This window comes from Streptococcus sp. IsoGale022, assembly GCF_031142805.1.
Lineage (GTDB): Bacteria > Bacillota > Bacilli > Lactobacillales > Streptococcaceae > Streptococcus > Streptococcus sanguinis_A.
In genome coordinates this window covers 1-18,538 of sequence record NZ_JAKZJI010000027.1, presented here as the reverse complement: position 1 = coordinate 18,538, position 18,538 = coordinate 1, and the positions used below count along the sequence as shown (strand labels likewise).

Sequence of the window (18,538 nt, the reverse complement as noted above, 5' to 3'; positions counted from 1 at the left end):
TTCTAAAATAGCTTGACGATTTTTTTCTTTTTTACTTACTTTAATATTATAATAAGTAAAATATAAAAAAACAAGAAAAAACTAAATACGCAGAATAAAACTAGGCCACTTTTCGATTTTTGGTGGATATTAGTCACTCAGTTATGCCTTCGACTTCTCATAGAATTTTTGAAGAAGATTATGAAATAGGGAAGGGAGCTCAGTTTTTTTCTCTCGCGATATATTTTTCATAATAGCGGTTGCTATCAAAAGGATAAGGGGTCTCTTTTGATTTGAACAGTTGCTCAGGGATAAGAACGACACTACTTACAAGAACTGTTCCACTGATAATGGCTAAAATGATTATTGGCAAACCGGGGAGATTTGTAGGATACTGGCTCAGAACATAGTAGAGAGCATGAAGCGTAAAGACAACCGCTGTCGCAAAACCTGGGTTATAAATGGTTCTTTTTCCTACTGTTCGAAAACGTCGGTACATACTGAACCCAAAAATCAGGTGACCAATCATTTCAAAAAAGCAAAAGATAAGATTCCAGATGACAATGATCTGATTGACACCATAGAAAAGACAGACAATACCAATTAATTCAGCTAACATGATAGTCAGCATATCAGAAAATTGATTCATAGGATAGCGATCGGGCTTTCGAGAGCGCCGAAGCATGTTGTAGTTATAATGAAAACCGCCAGGAAATCTCCATTCCTCTAGACAGTGCAAAGGGAGCATGACATAGATTATAGCGACAAATCTGCTTCCAGCATCTAGTGTAGTCCAATTTGTGATAAGATATAAGAGAATACCGATTCCCATAGCAAAGAGAATGGGAATCCAGATTTTTAACCAAACAGAAATCAATTTGGACATAACAATACCTCATTTGTATAAGATAAGTCTAGTATAGACAAAATCTGCCATGAATGATACCAACAATTTTGCCCAAAGTGTCCGAAAGGAAAGTCATGAGTTTGTTATTTGCATTAGAAGAAACCAGAGAATTTTTTATGGAAGCTTTTCTCAAGGCTTTACGCGAAAAGCCTTTAAATAAAATATCAGTAAAAGAACTTTGTCAAAGGACGGGTTATAATAGGTCGACATTTTACTACTATTTTGAGGATGTTTACGATCTCAGGAAGCAAGTGGAAACCAATTTGATTCACTCTATCATTTCTGAAATCAGTCTGCAACCAAATCTGACAGACGAGAAATTTATAAAATCGTTGATTACTGTTCATAAAGTCTATGGTGAAATAATCGTATTTCTAAACAGAGATTCTTCCTTTTATGAATCTTACAAACAAGCCTTGCAACCTCATTTGCTGGCATTTTTAAAAGTTGAAAAACTAAATACAGAATTAGACTTGATTTTTGATTTTGTAATGGGAGGGATTTTCGCGCTGCTAGAAAAATATGCCAGGCAGGATATTCCCTTAACAGTTGAGGAACTAACCCTCTTTATTCAAGAACAAATTAACAAATTATCAGTTTGGCATTCATACTCAAATAATGAAAATTCACACTAGGCAGGAATAACTTGAGTATGAATCAAAAAACGTATGACATGTTACTATTTGATAGCTAAGCATATGTTTTCTCTTTCTCACCTATCTATTCTGTCAACCTGACACTGCTTCTCTACATCTTTCCCTCGTACCTCTAAGCAGCTAATATGGAGGACATCATATTTTTCCAAAAAGCCAAAGCCCACCTTCCCAAAGGAAGGCAGGCAACTTATATCACATCACCCACCACTGGTAGAGGGACCAGTAAAGGATATTAGCAACCACTGCCAAAGCAGATAGACTAGTCATGGCCGTCAGGAAGAGGCGGCCTTTGCTGAACTTTTCTCTGGATTTTCTGAAGAGCGGCAGCAGAGCAGCAGCGGTTAGCAGGAGTCCCAAGGCATCAAAGAGCATGTAGCGCCAGGGAGCTAGAGAATCGAGGTCATCTGACATCAAAGGTATCATAATCATTAGCAGGTTTAGGGGAACAGCCAGAATACCAAGAGAAGTCAGTAGATTCCAGACCTTCCAAGTGCGGTCTGTGCACTCAACCGTTTTTCGGGAAATCAAGCGATAAGCTCCTAATAAAAGGCTGATGATGAGCGTTCCAAAACTATAGACAATTCCAAGGATGCCTAATCCTAAGATGATATAGTCCTTATAGAAGTCAAAAGCAGAGATTTTCTCATAGTCCACCACAGCGACGGGAATTGTAATCTTTCCCTTGCTCTCATAGATGGTCCAAAAATTGGTACTCAAGATTCGGTTCTGAGCAGGATTGTCAATCTTCTCTATTGAGGGCATCATGAGTCTAAGAAAGGATAAGGGGCCATGGAGAAAGGTACGTGGAGAACGGTAGTAGCCTGGTGTAAACTGCTTTTGGGTATCTTCGTCAGCTGTTTTACGTTTTCCGAAAACCAGTTCAGGCATTTGGTAGTTGTAATTCTCTTCCATGCTTTGATTGGTCATGACTATGTAGCCGATGCCACTTTCCAAGTCTAGCATGAGACGAGAACTGAAACCATCAGTATTGCCACCGTGGCCAATGATGCTGACTCCGTATTCATTGATCCAAAAACCGTGGGCATTGCGAGCAATGTCTGTACCTGGATAGGTCGAAGTGGGATTGTAGAGAGTATTCCAAGTTTCTGGACGTTCAAAGAGAACCTTGCGCCCCAGCAGAGCCTGAGCAAATTTCTGTAAATCCTCCAAGGTACCGGCTGCTTGGCCAATTGAGTAGAGACCATATTCATAAAAAGCTGTGCCTAATGAATTTCCCTTTGTATCATAAGCCTTAGATTCTTGACGTTTTTTCTGAACATAGGGATTATCAGATAAGTTCGGTAGGAGAGCTGTCTTGTCCATGCCAAGCGGCTGGAAGATATGCTCGTGGGTATAGTCAGCAAAGGTCTGGCCAGAAATCCGCTCGACAATCAGAGAAGCGAGCCCAGCACCATAGTTGGAATAAGAGGTTACTGTTCCAGGTTCAAAGGACTGGACAGGTTGGAGCATGCGTAGATTTTCCTCTATATTTTTATCACCTTTTGTGTAAGACAGAGATTCATCAAATCCCGTCTGATGATTCATGAGATCCAGCATCGTGATAGCTTTGTCGAAGTGCAGATTTTTAAGAAAATTCTCTGGCAGGTAGGTCTTGATATCTTCCTCTAGGTCAATCTTTCCTTGTTCCCAGAGTTGCATGACAGCTATCCAGACGGTCAGCTTGGTCACAGAGCCCCAATCAAAGACGCTGCTGTTGTCAGCTTTGATGCCTTTTTCTTTATCCATATAACCGAAGTTGCCTTGGTAAATGGTGCTATCCTTGTCAAATACTGCCGTTTCCATAGCGGCAGTCGTCTTTTCATGCTCCTTGACATAGTCTTGGATTTTCTGGCCGATCTGGTCACGTTCGATACCAGATGGGAGTTTCTGCTCTTCAGCCAGTGCGGTAATTGGTCGAAAGAGTCCTAAAGTCAAAAGAGTTAAAAGGATTAGGGAAAATGTTTTTTTCATAGCTGGCTCCTTTCATATTAGAATACCCACCACTGATATAGAGACCAATAGAGGATATTAGCGGCCACTGCTAAGGCAGATAGGCTGGTCACGGATGTTAGGAAGAGGCGGCCTTTGCTGAGCTTTTCTCTGAACTTTCTGAAGAGAGGTAACAGAGCGGCTGCGGTTAGCAGGAGTCCCAAAGCAGCAAAGAGCATGTAGCGCCACTGAGCGATTTCGCTGAAATCTCCTGAAGTTGCTGACATGAATAGCAGAAAGAGATTGATTAGGACAGCCAAAATACCAACAGCTGTTAGGAGGTTCCAGACCTTCCAAGTGCGGTCTGGCTGGTCTTGTTTCTTGCGAAAGATAAGCCGATAGACTCCTAGAAGCGGGCTGATGATGAGCAGGCCGAGGGCGTAGATGATACCAAGTCCGGCCAAGCCTAGAACAACATAGTCTTTAAAGAAATCAAAGTCAGAGACTTTCTCATAGTCTGCGACAGCCACTGCGATACGGGTCTTGCCTTGGCTCTGATAAATGGTCCAGAAGTTGTTTGGCAATCGCTGATCGTCAGATGGTTCCTGCAAGTAGTCTGCGGAGGCTGGAATCATTTTAAAGATAGCCAGAGGCCCTTGATTAAAGTTACGCAGAGTGCGATAATAGCCTGGACTGAACTGCTCTTGGTTTTCCTTGCTGGCCGTTTTACGTGGTCTAAAGACGAGCTCTGGCATTTGGAAATTATAATTTTGCTCTGTACCTTGATTGGTCATGACGACATAGCCGATACCGTGCTCCAAGTCCAACAATATCCGTGAAGTAGAGCCAGCTGTATTTCCGCCGTGGCCCAACACAGTAGTACCGTATTCGTTGGCCCAAAAGCCATGAGCATTGCGGATGATATCCGTGTCAGGGTAGGTGGAACTGGCAGTATAGAGGGTGTTCCAGGTCTCTGGGCGCTCAAAGAGCGTCTTGCGAGCCAGCAGGGCTTGGGCGAACTTCTCCAAGTCTTTCAAGGTGCCAGCAGCCGCTCCGATAGGATAGATGCTAGTGATGAAATGATCCTTGCTTAGTAAGTTTCCTTTAGTGTCGTAACCTTTGGTTTCTTGACGCTTTTTCTGAACGTAGGAATTGTCTGTTAGATCCGGCAAAATAGCCGTTTTATCCATACCCAGTGGTTGGAAAATATGCTCATGGGCATAGTCGGCAAAAGTCTGACCAGAGATCCGATCGACAATCAGAGCAGCCAAGCCAGCACCGTAATTTGAATAAGCTGTGACTGTACCGGGTTCAAAAGACTGAATAGGTTGTTGTTCTTTAAGGATTTCTTCGATACTTTTGTCACTTCGCATGTAGAAGGTAGTCTCATCAAATCCTGCCTGATGACTCATCAGATCCAACATGGTGATAGGTTTGTCATAGCGGAGATTCTTAAGAAAGCCCTCTGGCAGATAGGTGCGGATGTCTTCTTCTAAGTTAATCTTACCTTGCTCCCAGAGCTGCATAACAGAGAGCCAGACAGTTAATTTGGTTACGGAGCCCCATTCAAAAACGCTATCATCATCGGCCTTGATGCCTTTTTCCTTATCCATGTATCCAAAGTTGCCTTGATAAATGGTACCGTCCTTATCAAAGACTGCCGTCGCCATGCCGGCTGTTGTCTTTTCATGTTCCTTGACATAGTCTTGGATTTTCCGGCCAATCTGGTCCCGTTCAATACCAGATGGCAGCTTTTGAGACTCCTCAGCCGATGCAGTAATTGGCCGGAAGAGTCCTAGAGTTATAATCGTTAGAAGCGTTAGAATAAATGTTTTTTTCATAGCATTTCCTTTCTGTTCAACTTTAGTACTCACATAAGCTGAATTCAGATAGTCGGCGCAGTCTCCTTTTTTTATTAGCCCTCAAGGGCGAAAGTAATACTTCTAAAAATGATTTTGCAAAAAATTTTAAACATTCTGAGCCTCCATTTTATAGCACATACATTTCTTATTTCTTTCTTTCTATTTTAAAGTCCAATTCTCAAATATCCTTCAAGTAATTCTAAAATATTTCTAAAGTTTTTCGAATAGTCCATCTTTTATTGACTTAGCCTCTTATCCTTGCTACACTAGTGATAGGAAATTTCTGGAGGCGAGTGTTTATGGCTCATATTTTACTCATTGAAGACAATAGTGATATTCATGAAATTCTAAAAGAACTTTTTCAGAAGGAACACACGGTTTATTCTGCCTATTCGGGGACAGAGGGCATTTCGCTGTTTGAGCGGGAGGAGATTGATTTGGTCCTTTTGGATATCATGCTGCCGGGGAAGAATGGTGATGAAGTGTTGAGGGAAATTCGCAGCAGCAATGCTACGGTGCCAGTGGTTATGCTGACAGCCCTTGGCGAGAAAGCGCTGGTTAGCGAGTACCTGCTGAATGGTGCTAATGATTATATCGTCAAACCTTTCAATCTGGATGAGGTTTTTGCCCGTATTACCGTGCAGCTGCGCAGCCAGCAGGCTTTGACTGGCGAGGAAGAAGGCCAGTCCTTTAAAAATATCCGTCTGCTCAAGGCTACCTTTGAGGCGGTCTGCGGTGAGAAAAGCGTCCGTCTGAGCAAGAAAGAATATCATATCCTCCAGCTCTTGCTCCGTCATCCCAAGAAGATCTACACCAAGGAAGAGCTCTTTGAGCAGGTCTGGGAAGAGAGCTATCTGCCTGGGGATAATACCCTGAATACCCACCTCAGCAATCTACGTAAGAAACTGGCTCAGTTGGACCCAACAGAGGAATACATAGAGACTGTTTGGGGACTAGGTGTCCGGCTCAAGGAGGACTGATATGTTGGTGTTAGTCATTTTATTTGCCCTTATCAGTCTGTTTCTGGCTATTGGTTTCATACGCTATCATCTGGCGGTCAAGGATGTGGCACAGCAGATTCGTCGGAAGCGACAGACAGGGAGCCAGAATCGTCTGGCTCCTGCTGCTCATGCCCCCAGTATTTTGGAATTGACAGAGGAAGCAGAGCTGCTCTTTAGGGAGCTAGATAAGACGACCTTTGTCGTCCAGCAGGAAAAGAAGACGCTGGATATGGCTATCAGTAATATCGCCCATGATATCCGCACTCCTCTGACCATTGCCAGTGGCTACACCCAGCAGCTCTTGAAGGATGATAGTCAGGAAAGTCAGCAGCTAGTCAAAATTGCAGATAGTCTGGGAATGGTATCCAAACGGCTGGAAGCCTTGATGGAGTATCGCCGGCTGATGGAGGGAGCCATTCGGGCCAATGTCCAGCCGACAGACATATCCCAGCTGGTAACCCAGCAGCTTTTTACTTATTATGATGCCTTTCAGAAAGCCCAGATTGACCTGCAGGTAGAGCTGGCTGAAGGTCTAGAGCTAGAGACAGACCCAGAAATTCTAGAGCGCATTGTCCAAAATATGATAAGCAATGTCCTCAAGCACGGCCGTATGTCCGCCAGCATTTCTCTGAAAAAAGAGGGCGAGCATTGTATCTTTACCGTCAAAAATATCGTCCAGCAGCCTATCCAATATCTGGATAAGCTGACCAATCGCTTTTACTCAGAAAATCTATCCAGCAGCGAGGAGTCTTCAGGGCTGGGGCTCTACATTACCCAGCAGTTAGTCGAAATCCTAGGCGGGGACTTGACAATGAAAGCCGAGGACGACTGGTTTGAACTAGTTGTGAACTTGTAAATGACTTTAAAAAAAGCAAAAGAAGAAAGAGTTAGCTCTATTAGCTAGCCTCAAAATCCGCTCAAAAAACCTCAGTTAATTTTCGAATTGGCTGAGGTTTATTTTTAGATTAAGTCGAAGAAAGGCATGATAAATATGTCTTTTTGTTTTGTGATTTGAAAAGCCAATTATCTTAGAGAGGCCATTTTACCGGTCAAAGTGAAAAATCAGCCAACTACTCTAAGCCCTTGATATAACTGACTTGCAACTGACAGTTGACAAAGATTCCAAGTTCAATCACTCAAAAAGCAACTAGATTTTTTCTTTATTCCAAGTTCAGTCGCTAGAAAGGCAACTGGCTTTTTTGTTAATCTGAAAGCAGAAACCAAGTTTTTGATTTCGGAATGAACGAGTCGCTGTCTTTGAAGATTTGGATCAAAAACTTAAGTTTAATTATATTATAAGGAGGTATTCTCATGAATACAGAAACAACTATCAAACCACAACCCAAACTAATTTTGCCGTTCCTAGCTTGGAACTTCGGCTGGACATGGGGATTCTGGCTGCTGGACATCATCCTCAAAAACCTTTGGACAGACAGTCCACCTACAGCCTATCTAGCTCTTGAAGCTATTCTAAATGGTATTGCTATGTTTGGGCCTATGCTGGCTAGCCTGATCGTACTGAAAAAGAAAGGCTTCAAGGCCATTTGCTCCTATCTCTTTTCAGGCAAGAAAGAGACCTGGCTCTACTTGCTAATCTATGGTGGCGGTCTGACCGCCTTCTATGCCCTAGCTTCTAGCGGCAAGCTGGTAGACGGCGCTTTAGTAAGATTTCCTTGGTTTTTTATCTATTGTATTGTCCTATCGGGCGGGATTGAAGAATTTGGCTGGCGGGGCTTCCTACAGCCGGCCTTAGAGAAAAAATTTTCTTTCTTTGTCTCTACCTTGATGACCGGTATTATTTGGGCCATCTGGCATATTCCTCTCTGGTTTTACGATCGCTTTTATGATCGAAGCCAGGATCTTTTCTCAGTTTTTATCATTTTCAGTATCCTTCTATCTTTTTGGCTTGCAGCTCTGTATAAAAAGACCCAGTCTGTCCTTGCTTGTAACATCTTTCATGCGCTCTCCAACACCCTCATCCCGACTTTTGTTGGGGTAGCTCAAGCTAACAATCAATTGGATTTCTCTCAAGTCAATCCCTTCTTTTACTTTGGAGGTGTGATTCTCCTGACACTTTATAGTATCTATCTCTGGTATCGGACGGATAGGGAGGAAAAAGCACTTCCGTCTAAAGAAGAAGTCTAGCATTTTATGAAGGGGTGACAATCAGACTTTGCAGTCTCTCCGCCTTGTGCTATAATAAGTTTCAATGAAAGAAAGTATAAAAAATAAGAAAGAGTAGGTAAAACAATCCATGAATCTATCAGACAGAATCCAGTACCTGCGAAAAGCGCGGGGCATTTCTCAGGAGGGGCTAGCCGACCAACTCGGTGTGTCCAGACAGGCCGTTTCCAAGTGGGAGAGCGAGCAGAGTATGCCTGATTTGGATAAGATCATTTCCATGAGTGACTATTTTGAGGTGACCACAGACTATCTGCTCAAGGGAATTGAGCCTGTAGTCCAGAAAGAGGAAGAGCAGTCAATCAAGCACAGGAGAATAGCCAGCAATATTTGCTATCAGCTCTCTCTTGGCTTTGTCGGTCTGGGCATCATCCTCTCCATTATCCTAGCTGATTTTCTCAAGATCAGTATCTTGCTAACGCCGGTGCTGATCGTTCAGGGAGTAGGGCTGCTGGTGTGGGGAACGGGCCGCAATCTATCCGAGGTAAGACCTTCTTTTCAGGTTAAGCTAGCCTTGATTTTATTCTTGCTCTTTGTTCCCCTCGGATTTCTATCTAATGTTCTTTTTCCTCTGGGCAAGATCTTTCCATATCCGACCAGTTTGGCAGCTAGTCTTACCTTTGTCACTTTCTACCTTATCCTAGGAGTCTGCATCAGTCTGTTCTTGAAAAAGCAAGATTGGAAGCAGTGAAAGAAAGCCGATAAAGAGGGCTAGACCAGAAAGGGTGAAATCTGCTCATCATCCAATTAAAATCCGCTCAAAAAAACTCAGCTAATTTAGTGATTAGCTGAGTTTTTATTTTACAAATCTCTCTTTTTCAGTGTAGCCAGTCCTGCTAAGCTAAAGACCGTGATCAGACTGAGAGCAAAGATAGCTGTTTTGATGATGACACTTGGTATTGAAGCGTCTCCGTAGACGAACTCCATCTTGATAGCCTTGAACCATTCATTATTGGCATCAACCATTTGACTAGGGAGGCCGAGTAAGATGTAGGTCATGATATAGGTGATAAAGACGACACTATAGTTTCGAGTCAAGTAGAGGACAAAGCTGGTAATGCAGTACCAAGCATAGGTACAGATGACCTGCATGACAAAGAGTATTGCGAATTGTCCCCAGAAATTAGCTGGCAGGGTTCCCATATTACCACCGGTTCGGACAAATTCGATGACAATACCAAAAATGTAGAGTAGTATGAACTGCATAGGAAGTAAGCTACCGATAGTCAGTGATTTAGAGAAGTAATACTGGGTCCGAGTCTTGCCTGTAGTCAGGTTATTGTGATAAAGTTTGTCATTGAGATCAACACCGAGAAGCAAGCTAGTCATGACATTGCAGGCAATAAAGAGCATGCCGCTGTTGTAGGAGACGACATCTATGGCAAAAAAGATACCGTTGTCGGAACTGACAACTTTGGAAGTGAAAATGCCGAGGAGAATTCCAAAGATGCAGAAAGCCTGCACTCCCCAGAATCCTACGGAGCGGAAGAGACGGTAGTAATCCGCCTTGATACTATTAAACATGAGTGTTTCCTCCTTGTTGGTTGATTAAGTCTGTAAAGTATTTTTCTAAGTCTTTGTGGGCGTAGTAGATTTCCCCGATTGGGATGTCGGCTAGGACTAGTTCCTTGGCAATCTTGCGAATTTCTTGTACTTGGCCGGAAATATGCAGCTCATCTTCCTTGTTGGTTGGTCTGAGCTGGTAGCCTAGCTTGTCTTGCACTAAATGAGCAGCTTGCTTGATATTATCCGTTTTGAGGATGATATAGTCGCCGCTTTCTCGGTCAAATTCTTCCTTAGACAGCTCCTTGATGAAATGCCCTTGATTGATAAAACCAAAGCGAGTTGCGACTAGATAAAGCTCGGACAGGATATGGCTGGAAATGATGATGGTGATGCCTAGTTCTTGATTGAGGCGCTTGACCATTTCTCTAAATTCCTGAATCCCAACTGGATCTAAACCATTAATGGGCTCGTCCAAGATGAGCAAGTCGGGACGCCCCAAAATGGCAATGGCAATGCCCAACCGCTGTTTCATCCCTAGAGAGAAATTGCGGAATTTTTTCTTTCCAGTATCGGTCAGGCCGACATATTGCAGGGTTTCTTTGATGACTTTGTCAGCATTTGGAATGCCCCGATCGGTACAGTAGTAGCGCAGATTTTCATAGGCCGACATGTGGGCATGAGCTACAGGGGTCTCGATAACAGATCCAGTATGGCTGAGGGCCTTGGTCCATTCTTGTTGGTTCTGAGAGCCCAGAACAGACACGGTTCCTCCGCTAGGATAGATGACTTGAGTGATGATTTTGATCAGTGTGGTCTTACCAGCACCGTTTTTTCCGATGAGACCGTAGATCTCTCCTTTCTTGATGGAAAGACTGACATCTTTCAGAGCATATTGATCACCGTATTTTTTAGTGAGTCCTTTCACTTCTAAAACATTTTGCATGATGTTTCTCCTTTAATTACTTTGTTTATACTTTTAGTATACAAACTAATTATCAAATATTTCTCAAGAAATTCTAAAATATTTCTAAAGAAATATGTAATTGAAGAGATTAAAATAAGCCAGTCAAGAACTAGCTCATTTTCTACTATAAATCCTTTTTATGGAAAGTATAGAGGCTTGCTGCTGTGAAGACGGTCCCCAAAAACAAGGCGATTAGAACAATTCTTAAGGTTACACCGTTGCTTTGAAGTGTCTCAAAATCAAAGCTCATGGTTAAATGCTGCAGCCATAAAGATTTGGGATAAAATTGAGCAAGAGCTCCGGTTAAGGATGCGCAGAAAAGGTAACCTCCCAGAGCAGCAATCATAGATTTACTCAGATAAAGAATAAAGGAAATAATGGCTGTCCAAGCCATGACAGTCAGGCACTGCACAAAGAATAGAAGAATAAACTGAAGCAGGAAGGTGGCGGATAAATCACCAATACCGTTTAGAATGGCTGCTAGGATAAAGTTGATGCTATAATAGAGAGCCAACTGCAGGAACGTTACGCAGACCATGACTAGGGCTTTAGAGACGAAGAAACTGGTACGGGAAACGCCGCTGGTTAAAGTATTCTTGTAAAGTTGCTTGTTCAGATCTGTCCCGATGACGACCATAGACAGGATAATGATGATAAAAGTATTATTACCGATAGCGTTAGACACCGCTTGTATAAGCTGGACGGCATTTAATTTGCCAAAGACTGCGCTCAAGGTCGTCAGTAGAAAGATGAATTCGGTAATCCAAACAGCCTTGGAACGAAAGAAGCGGTAAAAATCTGCTTGAAAAGTATGTAACATGGTTTTTTCTCCTTACTGGACTAAATCTGTAAAGTATTTTTCTAAATCTTTGTGAGCTGCATAGATAGCATTGACATGAATGTTGGATAGAACCAACTCCCTGTTGATGTCATTTAGTTCCTGCTCTTGGGCGACAATGTGCAACTCGTCAGATTTATCAGCGTCCTTGAGCTGATAGTGGAGCTTGCCTTGGATGAGATTGGCAGCCTGTTCTTTATCGCTAGTCTTGAGGACGATATAATCTTCGCTGGCTCGGTCAAAGTCGTCCTTGGTGAATTCTGCAACAAGCCGTCCTTGGTCAATCACTCCAAACTTGGTGGCTACCAGATAAAGCTCAGACAAGATGTGGCTGGAAATGATAAAAGTAATCCCCAATTCTTGATTGAGTCGCTGAATCATCAGTCGAAATTCCTTGATGCCAAGAGGATCTAGGCCGTTGATGGGCTCGTCTAAAATCATAAGTTCAGGCTTGCTTATAAGTGCAATAGCGATTCCCAAGCGCTGCTTCATTCCTAGCGAAAAGTTGCGGAATTTCTTTTTACCAGTATTGCTCAATCCGACATAGGCCAGGGTTTCCTTAATGAGCTGGTCGGGCTGGGCAATCTGGTGGACCTTGCAGTAGTAGTTGAGATTTTGATAAGCAGTCATCTGATTGTAAGCGACTGGTGTTTCGATGACAGTACCTATCTTGCGCAAGGCTTCATTCCATTCCTTAGAGTTCTGCGAACCAAAGACAGACACGGTTCCGCTGTTGGCATGAATGAGCCGGCTAATGGTCTTGAGAAGAGTGGTTTTGCCAGCTCCGTTCTTGCCGATTAAACCGTAAATTTCGCCCTTTTGGATCGAAAGACTCACATGATCAAGGGCATATTGCTGGCCATATTGTTTGGTAACTTGCTTTACTTCTAAAACAGTTTGCATGGTATATTCTCGCTTTCTTAGGTTTGATTTTAGTATACAAGCTAGATTTCAAATATTTCTCAAGAAATTCTAAAATATTTCTAAAGAAATGCAGAACAACCAATCGGCTGACTGGCTGCTTGGGGTGTTGATTTTTTATGTTAAAAGATGTCAAGTTCTCAAAAGCAACAAAGGTTTCAGCAATGCTTTGTGAAGAAGAATAGTCATTGCTAGACCTGTAGCTAGTTAAGCTGTTCTGGTATAAGTTGAGGGTCGAATTCTTCTTTGCTAAATTCTGTTACAAGCTTGCCTTGTTCCAGAATGCCAAATTTGGTGGCAACCAAAGAAAGTTCAGATAGGATGTGACTGGAAATGATAAGGGGCGTTCCTAGTTCTTGGCTGATTCGCTGGATCATGAGGTGGAATTCCTTGATATCAATAGGTCCTAGATTATTAAAAGGCTCATCCAATATCAGCAGGTCTGGCTTATCAATAAGGGCGATAGCGATGCCTAGCCGCTGCTTCATACCTAGGGAAAATTCACTGAATGTTTTCTTGCCAGCCTTGGTCAGTCCGGTATAAGTTAGGCATTCTTGGATAACCCTATCAGGATTGGCAACCTTTCGATCAATGCAATAATAGAGCAGATTATCAAAGGCTGTCAGATGCTCGTGTGCAATCGGTGTTTCGATGATAGCTCCGCTTTGCTTGAGCGCCTTCTTCCATTCCTTCTGATTGTCAGCAAAGGAAAAGAGGGCAGTGGTTCCGTTGCTGGCATGAATGAGCTGGGAAATCATCTTAATCAGGTTCGTTTTTTCACTCTCTTTCTTGCCAATCAATCCATAAATATCGCCTTTTTGGATAGATAGGCTGACTTGATCAAGGGACTCTTGCTGGTTGGATTGTTTCGTAATATGTTTAATCTCTAAGATATGCTGCATGGTGATACTCCGTTTCTTTGTGCTTACTTTTAGTTTACAGCCTAGACTTCAAATATTTCTCAAGAAATTCTAAAATATTTCTAAAGAAATGCAGAACCAATCCAAAAGCAATAAAAAAGCAGCCAAAGGGCTGACTGCTTAAATTTATAAGTCTCTGTGCTGAAAGGCTTGGTAACCACCTAAGAGAGAACCAGCTAGGATAAGGAATAAGAATAGTTCAGAATTTATCTGGGGGAAAACGATAACGAGGCTAGACTGAAGCATAATTAGGGCGAAAAAGACCAGATAACTAGCTAGGGTGGAGCGGGTCAGGTAGAGAAGACAGGTAACTACGGAACTGCAGGTCATAATAAAGAGAAAGGAGCGAAAGAAAGACAAGGAAAAGCTCCAGAAAAAGTTCTTTGGCATAGTCCCAAGTCCGTGGAAGAGGCTCCCAAAGATAAAGGCTATAGCAAAGGCTGCCACTAGTTGAAAGATGATAATTATGACAAGAACAGCTATTTTGGATAAGTAAAATTCTTTCCGAGAAACCCCGCTAGCCAATATATTTTTGTATAGTTTTCTAGTCAGGTCACGACCTAGCAGAAAGATGATGAGCACAAGGACAGTAATCATGACAAAGGGCAGGAAATCTTTAGCAAGCTGCCCGAGAGCTTCAAATCCTGTCCAACCTTGGCTGACTATTTCTTCTGGATCAGAAGATGTAGAGATATAAAAATTAAAGTTTCTTTCACCAAGAGAGCTGATGAAAATAAGAAAAAAGAGCAAGCCTTCTATTAGCCAAAAAGGTTTGGAGCGGACAAGCTGATAGAGTTCCGCCTGAATAGTATGTAACATGAAATCTCCTCTGAATGATTAAGATTGTTCCTGCTTTTTATAAATCTTTCTTTTTGAAAATCATCAGCCCGCCACCTAGAAAGAGCAGGGTGACCGTTACCACTGTCAGGATAGCCTTGATAACAGCTCCGCTATCTGCTGCCATATCTGTGTTAAATCGCAGAGTCAGATAGATCAGCCATTCATTGTCCGGGTAAAAGATGAGGGGAATAGTCAGTAAGGTACCACCAAGGAAATAGGTCAGAAAGATAGATACGATGGAGTGGCTGGCATAGAGTACAAAAGAAATGATGGCAATCCATGTAACCGTGCTGAGAAATTGAATGAAGAGAGCAGTTCCCAGCTGAGGCAAAAAAGAGCTGGGGGCACTTCCAATTCCGTTGGACAGACTAGCGGTCACAAAGGAGATAGATAAAATCATCAGGAAGTGAAAGGCTGCGATGCTAACGCAGACAAAGAATTTAGAAAAATAATAGCTGAGCTTAGAGATGCCATAGCTCAGACAGTTTTTATAAAGTTTCCGAGATAGGTCCACTCCAAGGACCATACCGATACCAATGATGGTGAAAAAGAGCATACTGTCTGTATTGCCTGCAAAATAGTCCAGAGCTTGAAGGCCGGTTAGTTTTCCTAGAGCTTGAGTAGCAGCCTCATTTCTGGAGATATTTGCTCCAAAATGAATATTTGCTTGGAAGAAGGTTGCTGAGAAAATCACACAGACTAATAAAAATTCAGTAATCCAAAAGCCTTTTGAGCGCATGAGCCGGTATAAATCGGCTCGAATGAAATCCATCATGATAAGCCTCCCTTTGTCATTTGACCAAGTCTGTAAAGAAGTTTTCTAGGTTTTGTCGTGCATAGTAAATCTCCTGCACCGGTATATCTGCGACCGCAAGTTCCTTGACAATCTTGCTAATCTCATGCGAATGGGTAAAGATATGAATCTCGTCAGAAGCATTGACCACCTTGATACGATGCATGAGCTGGTCGTGAATCAGCCGGCTGGCTTCTTCTAACTGCGACGTTTTAAGCACGATATAGTCTTCGCTCTGTTCTTCAAACTCCGCCTTGGAAATCTCGCGAATCAGCCGTCCCTCCTCGATAATGCCGAACCGAGTACCTACCAAGTAAAGTTCAGACAGGATATGGCTGGAGATGATAAAGGTCATGCCCAACTCTTCGTTTAGCCGCTGTACCAGCTGGCGGAATTCCTTGATGCCGACTGGATCCAGGCCATTGATAGGCTCGTCCAGTATCATCAGGTCAGGTCTGGTAAGAAGCGCGATAGCTAGACCCAGCCGTTGTTTCATCCCGAGTGAGAAGTCGCGAAATTTCTTCTTGCCGGTATCCGTCAAGTCCACGTATTCCAAGGTTTCACGGATGACCTTGTCCGCATGGGGAATATGGCGGAGCTTGCAGTAGTAGCTGAGATTTTCATAGGCTGTCAGGTGGTTGTGAGCAACCGGAGTTTCGATAACCGATCCGACCCGTTTGAGACTCTGCGTCCATTCTTGATAGTTCTGAGAGCCAAAGAGGGAGACATTGCCACTGCTTGCTTCCAAGAGCTGGGTAATGACCTTGATCAGAGTGGTCTTTCCGGCCCCGTTCTTGCCAATCAAACCGTAAATATCTCCTTTTTTTATCGTCAGACTCACATCGGTCAGAGCGTACTGCCGGCCAAATTTTTTGCTGACTTGCTGTAAAACCAAAACATTTTCCATGATCAATTCTCCTTTTCATGATACTAGGAGAGAAAACTCCTCTTCTTGTTAACTAGTATAGCGCCAAACTTTCAAATATTTATAAAGAATTTCTCAAATATTTCTAAAGTTTTTGATGAGGATTAAAATCAAGTGGCAAATTGTGGAACTCTTAATCTTCAATCTCCAGCTCGTACAATCCCCTGACTGCATTGCAGGCGTAGATTTTCTCAGCATGATCCAGATCAGCCAGCGTTAAAACCTTCTCAGTAGCTTGACCCTTATCTAATAACTGCTGACGGTAGATACCCTTGAGCAGGCCTAGTTCAGCTGGAGGCGTGTAGAGCTTGCCGTCTAGCTCCAGCAGCAGATTTCCGATAGAGGTTTCCAGCAGCTGGCCTTGGGCATTGTAGTAAATCTGTTCTTGCTGCTCCAAGGTCAGATGTGGCCGATGGCTGGTCTTGAAATAGGTGAAAGGCTGGGCTAGATTGGCCGTTTGCTTGACCAGTTTTGCCTTTCTGAAAGTATCCGTCAGTGGCAGTAGAGGAGTCGTTTCTAGCCCAATACTGCCGTCTTTTTTAAGAGCTATACGCAGCCTGTAATCCTGCCCTTTATCCAGCTGAGCGCAGGTTTCTTCTAACTCTTGCTCTAGCTTGTCTTGGTCAAAAGGATAGGCGAAGTAGCCGGCTGCTTCTGTCAGTCTTTGCAGGTGTTGTTCTTGCAAGGTCAGCTTTCCGTCCGTCACTTTTCCGGTAGAAATCAAGTCGAATCGCGGATTCTTTCGATAGAGAACAGCCGACTTTTGCTGGGTTTCTATGTATTCGGATTTCCACGTGCTGTCCCAAGTAATGCCGCCGCCAACGCCATAGATGGCTTTTCTTCCCTCCAGCTGAATGGTGCGGATGGCGACATTGAAAATCCGTCTCTGGTCTGGTAGGCAGATGCCGACTGTACCGCAGTAGACACCGCGGGCAGCTTTTTCTGTTGCTTTGATGATTGCCATGGTCGAAATCTTAGGTGCGCCTGTAATGGATCCGCAAGGAAAGAGCGCCTTGAAAAGCTCTGCCAGTCCGATTCCCTCATGCAGTAGGGTTTTAATGGTAGAGGTCATCTGCCAGACTGTAGAGTATTGCTCGACGTTGCAGAGACGCTCAACCCGCTCGCTGCCCGTCTGAGAAATGCGGTTCATATCATTGCGTAGCAGATCGACAATCATCATATTTTCTGCTCGGTTTTTGGCATCCTGGGCCAGCCATGCAGCCTGCTCTCTATCCTGCTCTAAGGTCAGTCCCCGATTGATGGTTCCTTTCATAGGACGAGTGGTCAGTTGACCTCGCTGCTCCTCGAAAAAGAGCTCGGGGCTGATGGACAAAATGGCGGTCTCATCATGCTCTATATAGGCATTGTAGGCCGCATTTTGCTCGACGACCAGCCTATTGTAAATAGCTAAGCTGTTCTCAGGATTGAGCTCCGCGCACAGCTGTACCGTGTAGTTGACCTGATAGGTATCGCCCTGGCGGATATGATGATGAATAGTCTCGATAGCCTTCTGATATTCTTGCTCAGAAGTCAGCCCCTGCCAAGCTGCGGGCATTTCCACTTTCTCATAGGTCAAGGGAATGGTAGCCTGCTCTGCCTTATCGTGGATAGTAAAGTAGAGGAGGTATTCCTTCTGGAGCGGAGCGGAATGAACTTGGAACTTTTCCTCGAAGGCTGGAGCTGCTTCATAGCTGACATAGCCGACAGCATAGTATCCTTTCTCCTGCCAGCCCTCAACCTCTGTCAAAAGCGCCTCTACCTGGTCAAGATTGCGAGTCTTTAGCTCCTTGATGGGATTTGTAAAAATCAGGCGTTGGCCCAACTGCTTAAAATCAATAATCGTTTTCTTGTGCATAAAGTTATTTTATCATAAGATAATATGAATGAAAACGGATTTATCGGATGAAACACTGATTCTTTTATAAAGGTTGACAGATTAGAAAGTAGCTAGGTATACTATGTTTAAAAAAGAAAGAATGAGATTGCTATGAAGTCAAATAAATTGTTATTGGTAAATGGAATTGCCGGTATCTTAGGAGGTCTGATAATCCTTTACGCTTCTTCAAATAGATGGCACTGGGAAATAGTTGCTTTAGTTCCTAAAATCATCGAAAACTCTGACTGGGGCGTCCTGATTATACTGATCAGCTTACTGTTTCTTTGTCTTTCCCTAGCCGGAATGGCTCATTATAGTGAAGAATCAAGAGTCAATAAGACAAGCCATAAGTTTCTCTTCTTTGCTTTTCTTGCAGGAGTTATTCCATTTTTGGGGGACTTGGCCGGCGTTCTAGCTATCATATCGGGGATTTTTTATCT

Annotated in this window: 18 protein-coding genes; 6 read left to right on the top strand and 12 right to left on the bottom strand. The window is 43.2% G+C overall.

The window, feature by feature from the left end; genetic code table 11:
• Positions 1-199: 199 nt before the first annotated feature.
• Positions 200-865 (bottom strand): HXXEE domain-containing protein, encoded by a 666-nt coding sequence (locus RG608_RS11240; protein ID WP_268686859.1) that lies wholly within the window; start codon positions 863-865, stop codon positions 200-202.
• 95 nt (positions 866-960) lie between these two features.
• On the opposite strand from RG608_RS11240, the gene RG608_RS11235 reads away from it, so the two are divergent.
• The gene (locus tag RG608_RS11235) at positions 961-1,521 is read left to right on the top strand and encodes a TetR/AcrR family transcriptional regulator (protein WP_208447622.1); all 561 of its coding nucleotides are present in this window, start codon (positions 961-963) and stop codon (positions 1,519-1,521) included.
• Positions 1,522-1,734: 213 nt separating this feature from the next.
• Here RG608_RS11235 and RG608_RS11230 read toward each other — a convergent pair whose 3' ends face one another.
• On the bottom strand, positions 1,735-3,513 hold the full coding sequence (locus RG608_RS11230; RefSeq protein ID WP_268686861.1) for a serine hydrolase: 1,779 nt from the start codon (positions 3,511-3,513) through the stop codon (positions 1,735-1,737).
• Between the two features lie 17 nt (positions 3,514-3,530).
• Positions 3,531-5,312 (bottom strand): serine hydrolase, encoded by a 1,782-nt coding sequence (locus tag RG608_RS11225; protein ID WP_308946983.1) that lies wholly within the window; start codon positions 5,310-5,312, stop codon positions 3,531-3,533.
• A 320-nt stretch (positions 5,313-5,632) separates the two neighbouring features.
• Here RG608_RS11225 and RG608_RS11220 point away from each other — a divergent pair, with 320 nt between their 5' ends.
• The 4 genes from RG608_RS11220 (at position 5,633) to RG608_RS11205 (ending at position 9,206) form a co-directional block, all read left to right on the top strand.
• Entirely contained in the window at positions 5,633-6,313 is a 681-nt protein-coding gene (locus RG608_RS11220; protein WP_308946982.1) for a response regulator transcription factor, read from the top strand.
• Between the two features lies 1 nt (position 6,314).
• A complete protein-coding gene (locus tag RG608_RS11215; RefSeq protein ID WP_308946981.1) occupies positions 6,315-7,190 on the top strand; it encodes a HAMP domain-containing sensor histidine kinase in 876 nt (291 codons plus the stop codon).
• 455 nt (positions 7,191-7,645) lie between these two features.
• Positions 7,646-8,479, top strand: coding sequence for a CPBP family intramembrane glutamic endopeptidase (locus RG608_RS11210; RefSeq protein WP_308946980.1), 834 nt, complete (start codon positions 7,646-7,648; stop codon positions 8,477-8,479).
• Between the two features lie 109 nt (positions 8,480-8,588).
• Positions 8,589-9,206: a helix-turn-helix transcriptional regulator gene (locus tag RG608_RS11205; protein ID WP_308946979.1), complete on the top strand. Its 618-nt coding sequence runs from the start codon at positions 8,589-8,591 to the stop codon at positions 9,204-9,206.
• A gap of 110 nt (positions 9,207-9,316) precedes the next feature.
• Here RG608_RS11205 and RG608_RS11200 read toward each other — a convergent pair whose 3' ends face one another.
• From RG608_RS11200 to pabB, 9 genes are all read right to left on the bottom strand, one after another.
• A complete protein-coding gene (locus tag RG608_RS11200; RefSeq protein WP_002896539.1) occupies positions 9,317-10,039 on the bottom strand; it encodes a lantibiotic ABC transporter permease in 723 nt (240 codons plus the stop codon).
• The gene (locus tag RG608_RS11195; RefSeq protein ID WP_308946978.1) at positions 10,032-10,964 is read right to left on the bottom strand and encodes an ABC transporter ATP-binding protein; all 933 of its coding nucleotides are present in this window, start codon (positions 10,962-10,964) and stop codon (positions 10,032-10,034) included. Before RG608_RS11195 ends, RG608_RS11200 begins: the two co-directional genes overlap by 8 nt.
• Before the next feature lie 145 nt (positions 10,965-11,109).
• Positions 11,110-11,805, bottom strand: a complete 696-nt coding sequence (locus RG608_RS11190; protein WP_308946977.1) for an ABC transporter permease — start codon at positions 11,803-11,805, stop codon at positions 11,110-11,112.
• 12 nt (positions 11,806-11,817) lie between these two features.
• Positions 11,818-12,726, bottom strand: a complete 909-nt coding sequence (locus tag RG608_RS11185; protein ID WP_308946976.1) for an ATP-binding cassette domain-containing protein — start codon at positions 12,724-12,726, stop codon at positions 11,818-11,820.
• Positions 12,727-12,947: 221 nt separating this feature from the next.
• Complete coding sequence (locus tag RG608_RS11180; RefSeq protein WP_308946975.1) at positions 12,948-13,646, bottom strand: ATP-binding cassette domain-containing protein; 699 nt, start codon at positions 13,644-13,646, stop codon at positions 12,948-12,950.
• A 144-nt stretch (positions 13,647-13,790) separates the two neighbouring features.
• Positions 13,791-14,483: an ABC transporter permease gene (locus RG608_RS11175; protein WP_308946974.1), complete on the bottom strand. Its 693-nt coding sequence runs from the start codon at positions 14,481-14,483 to the stop codon at positions 13,791-13,793.
• Positions 14,484-14,520: 37 nt separating this feature from the next.
• The gene (locus tag RG608_RS11170) at positions 14,521-15,279 is read right to left on the bottom strand and encodes an ABC transporter permease (protein ID WP_308946973.1); all 759 of its coding nucleotides are present in this window, start codon (positions 15,277-15,279) and stop codon (positions 14,521-14,523) included.
• Between the two features lie 16 nt (positions 15,280-15,295).
• Complete coding sequence (locus RG608_RS11165) at positions 15,296-16,204, bottom strand: ATP-binding cassette domain-containing protein (RefSeq protein ID WP_308946972.1); 909 nt, start codon at positions 16,202-16,204, stop codon at positions 15,296-15,298.
• A 151-nt stretch (positions 16,205-16,355) separates the two neighbouring features.
• Positions 16,356-18,077: an aminodeoxychorismate synthase component I gene (pabB, locus tag RG608_RS11160; RefSeq protein WP_308946971.1), complete on the bottom strand. Its 1,722-nt coding sequence runs from the start codon at positions 18,075-18,077 to the stop codon at positions 16,356-16,358.
• A gap of 132 nt (positions 18,078-18,209) precedes the next feature.
• Here pabB and RG608_RS11155 point away from each other — a divergent pair.
• The coding region (locus RG608_RS11155; RefSeq protein ID WP_308946970.1) for an insulin activator factor at positions 18,210-18,538 on the top strand (329 nt) is incomplete at its 3' end.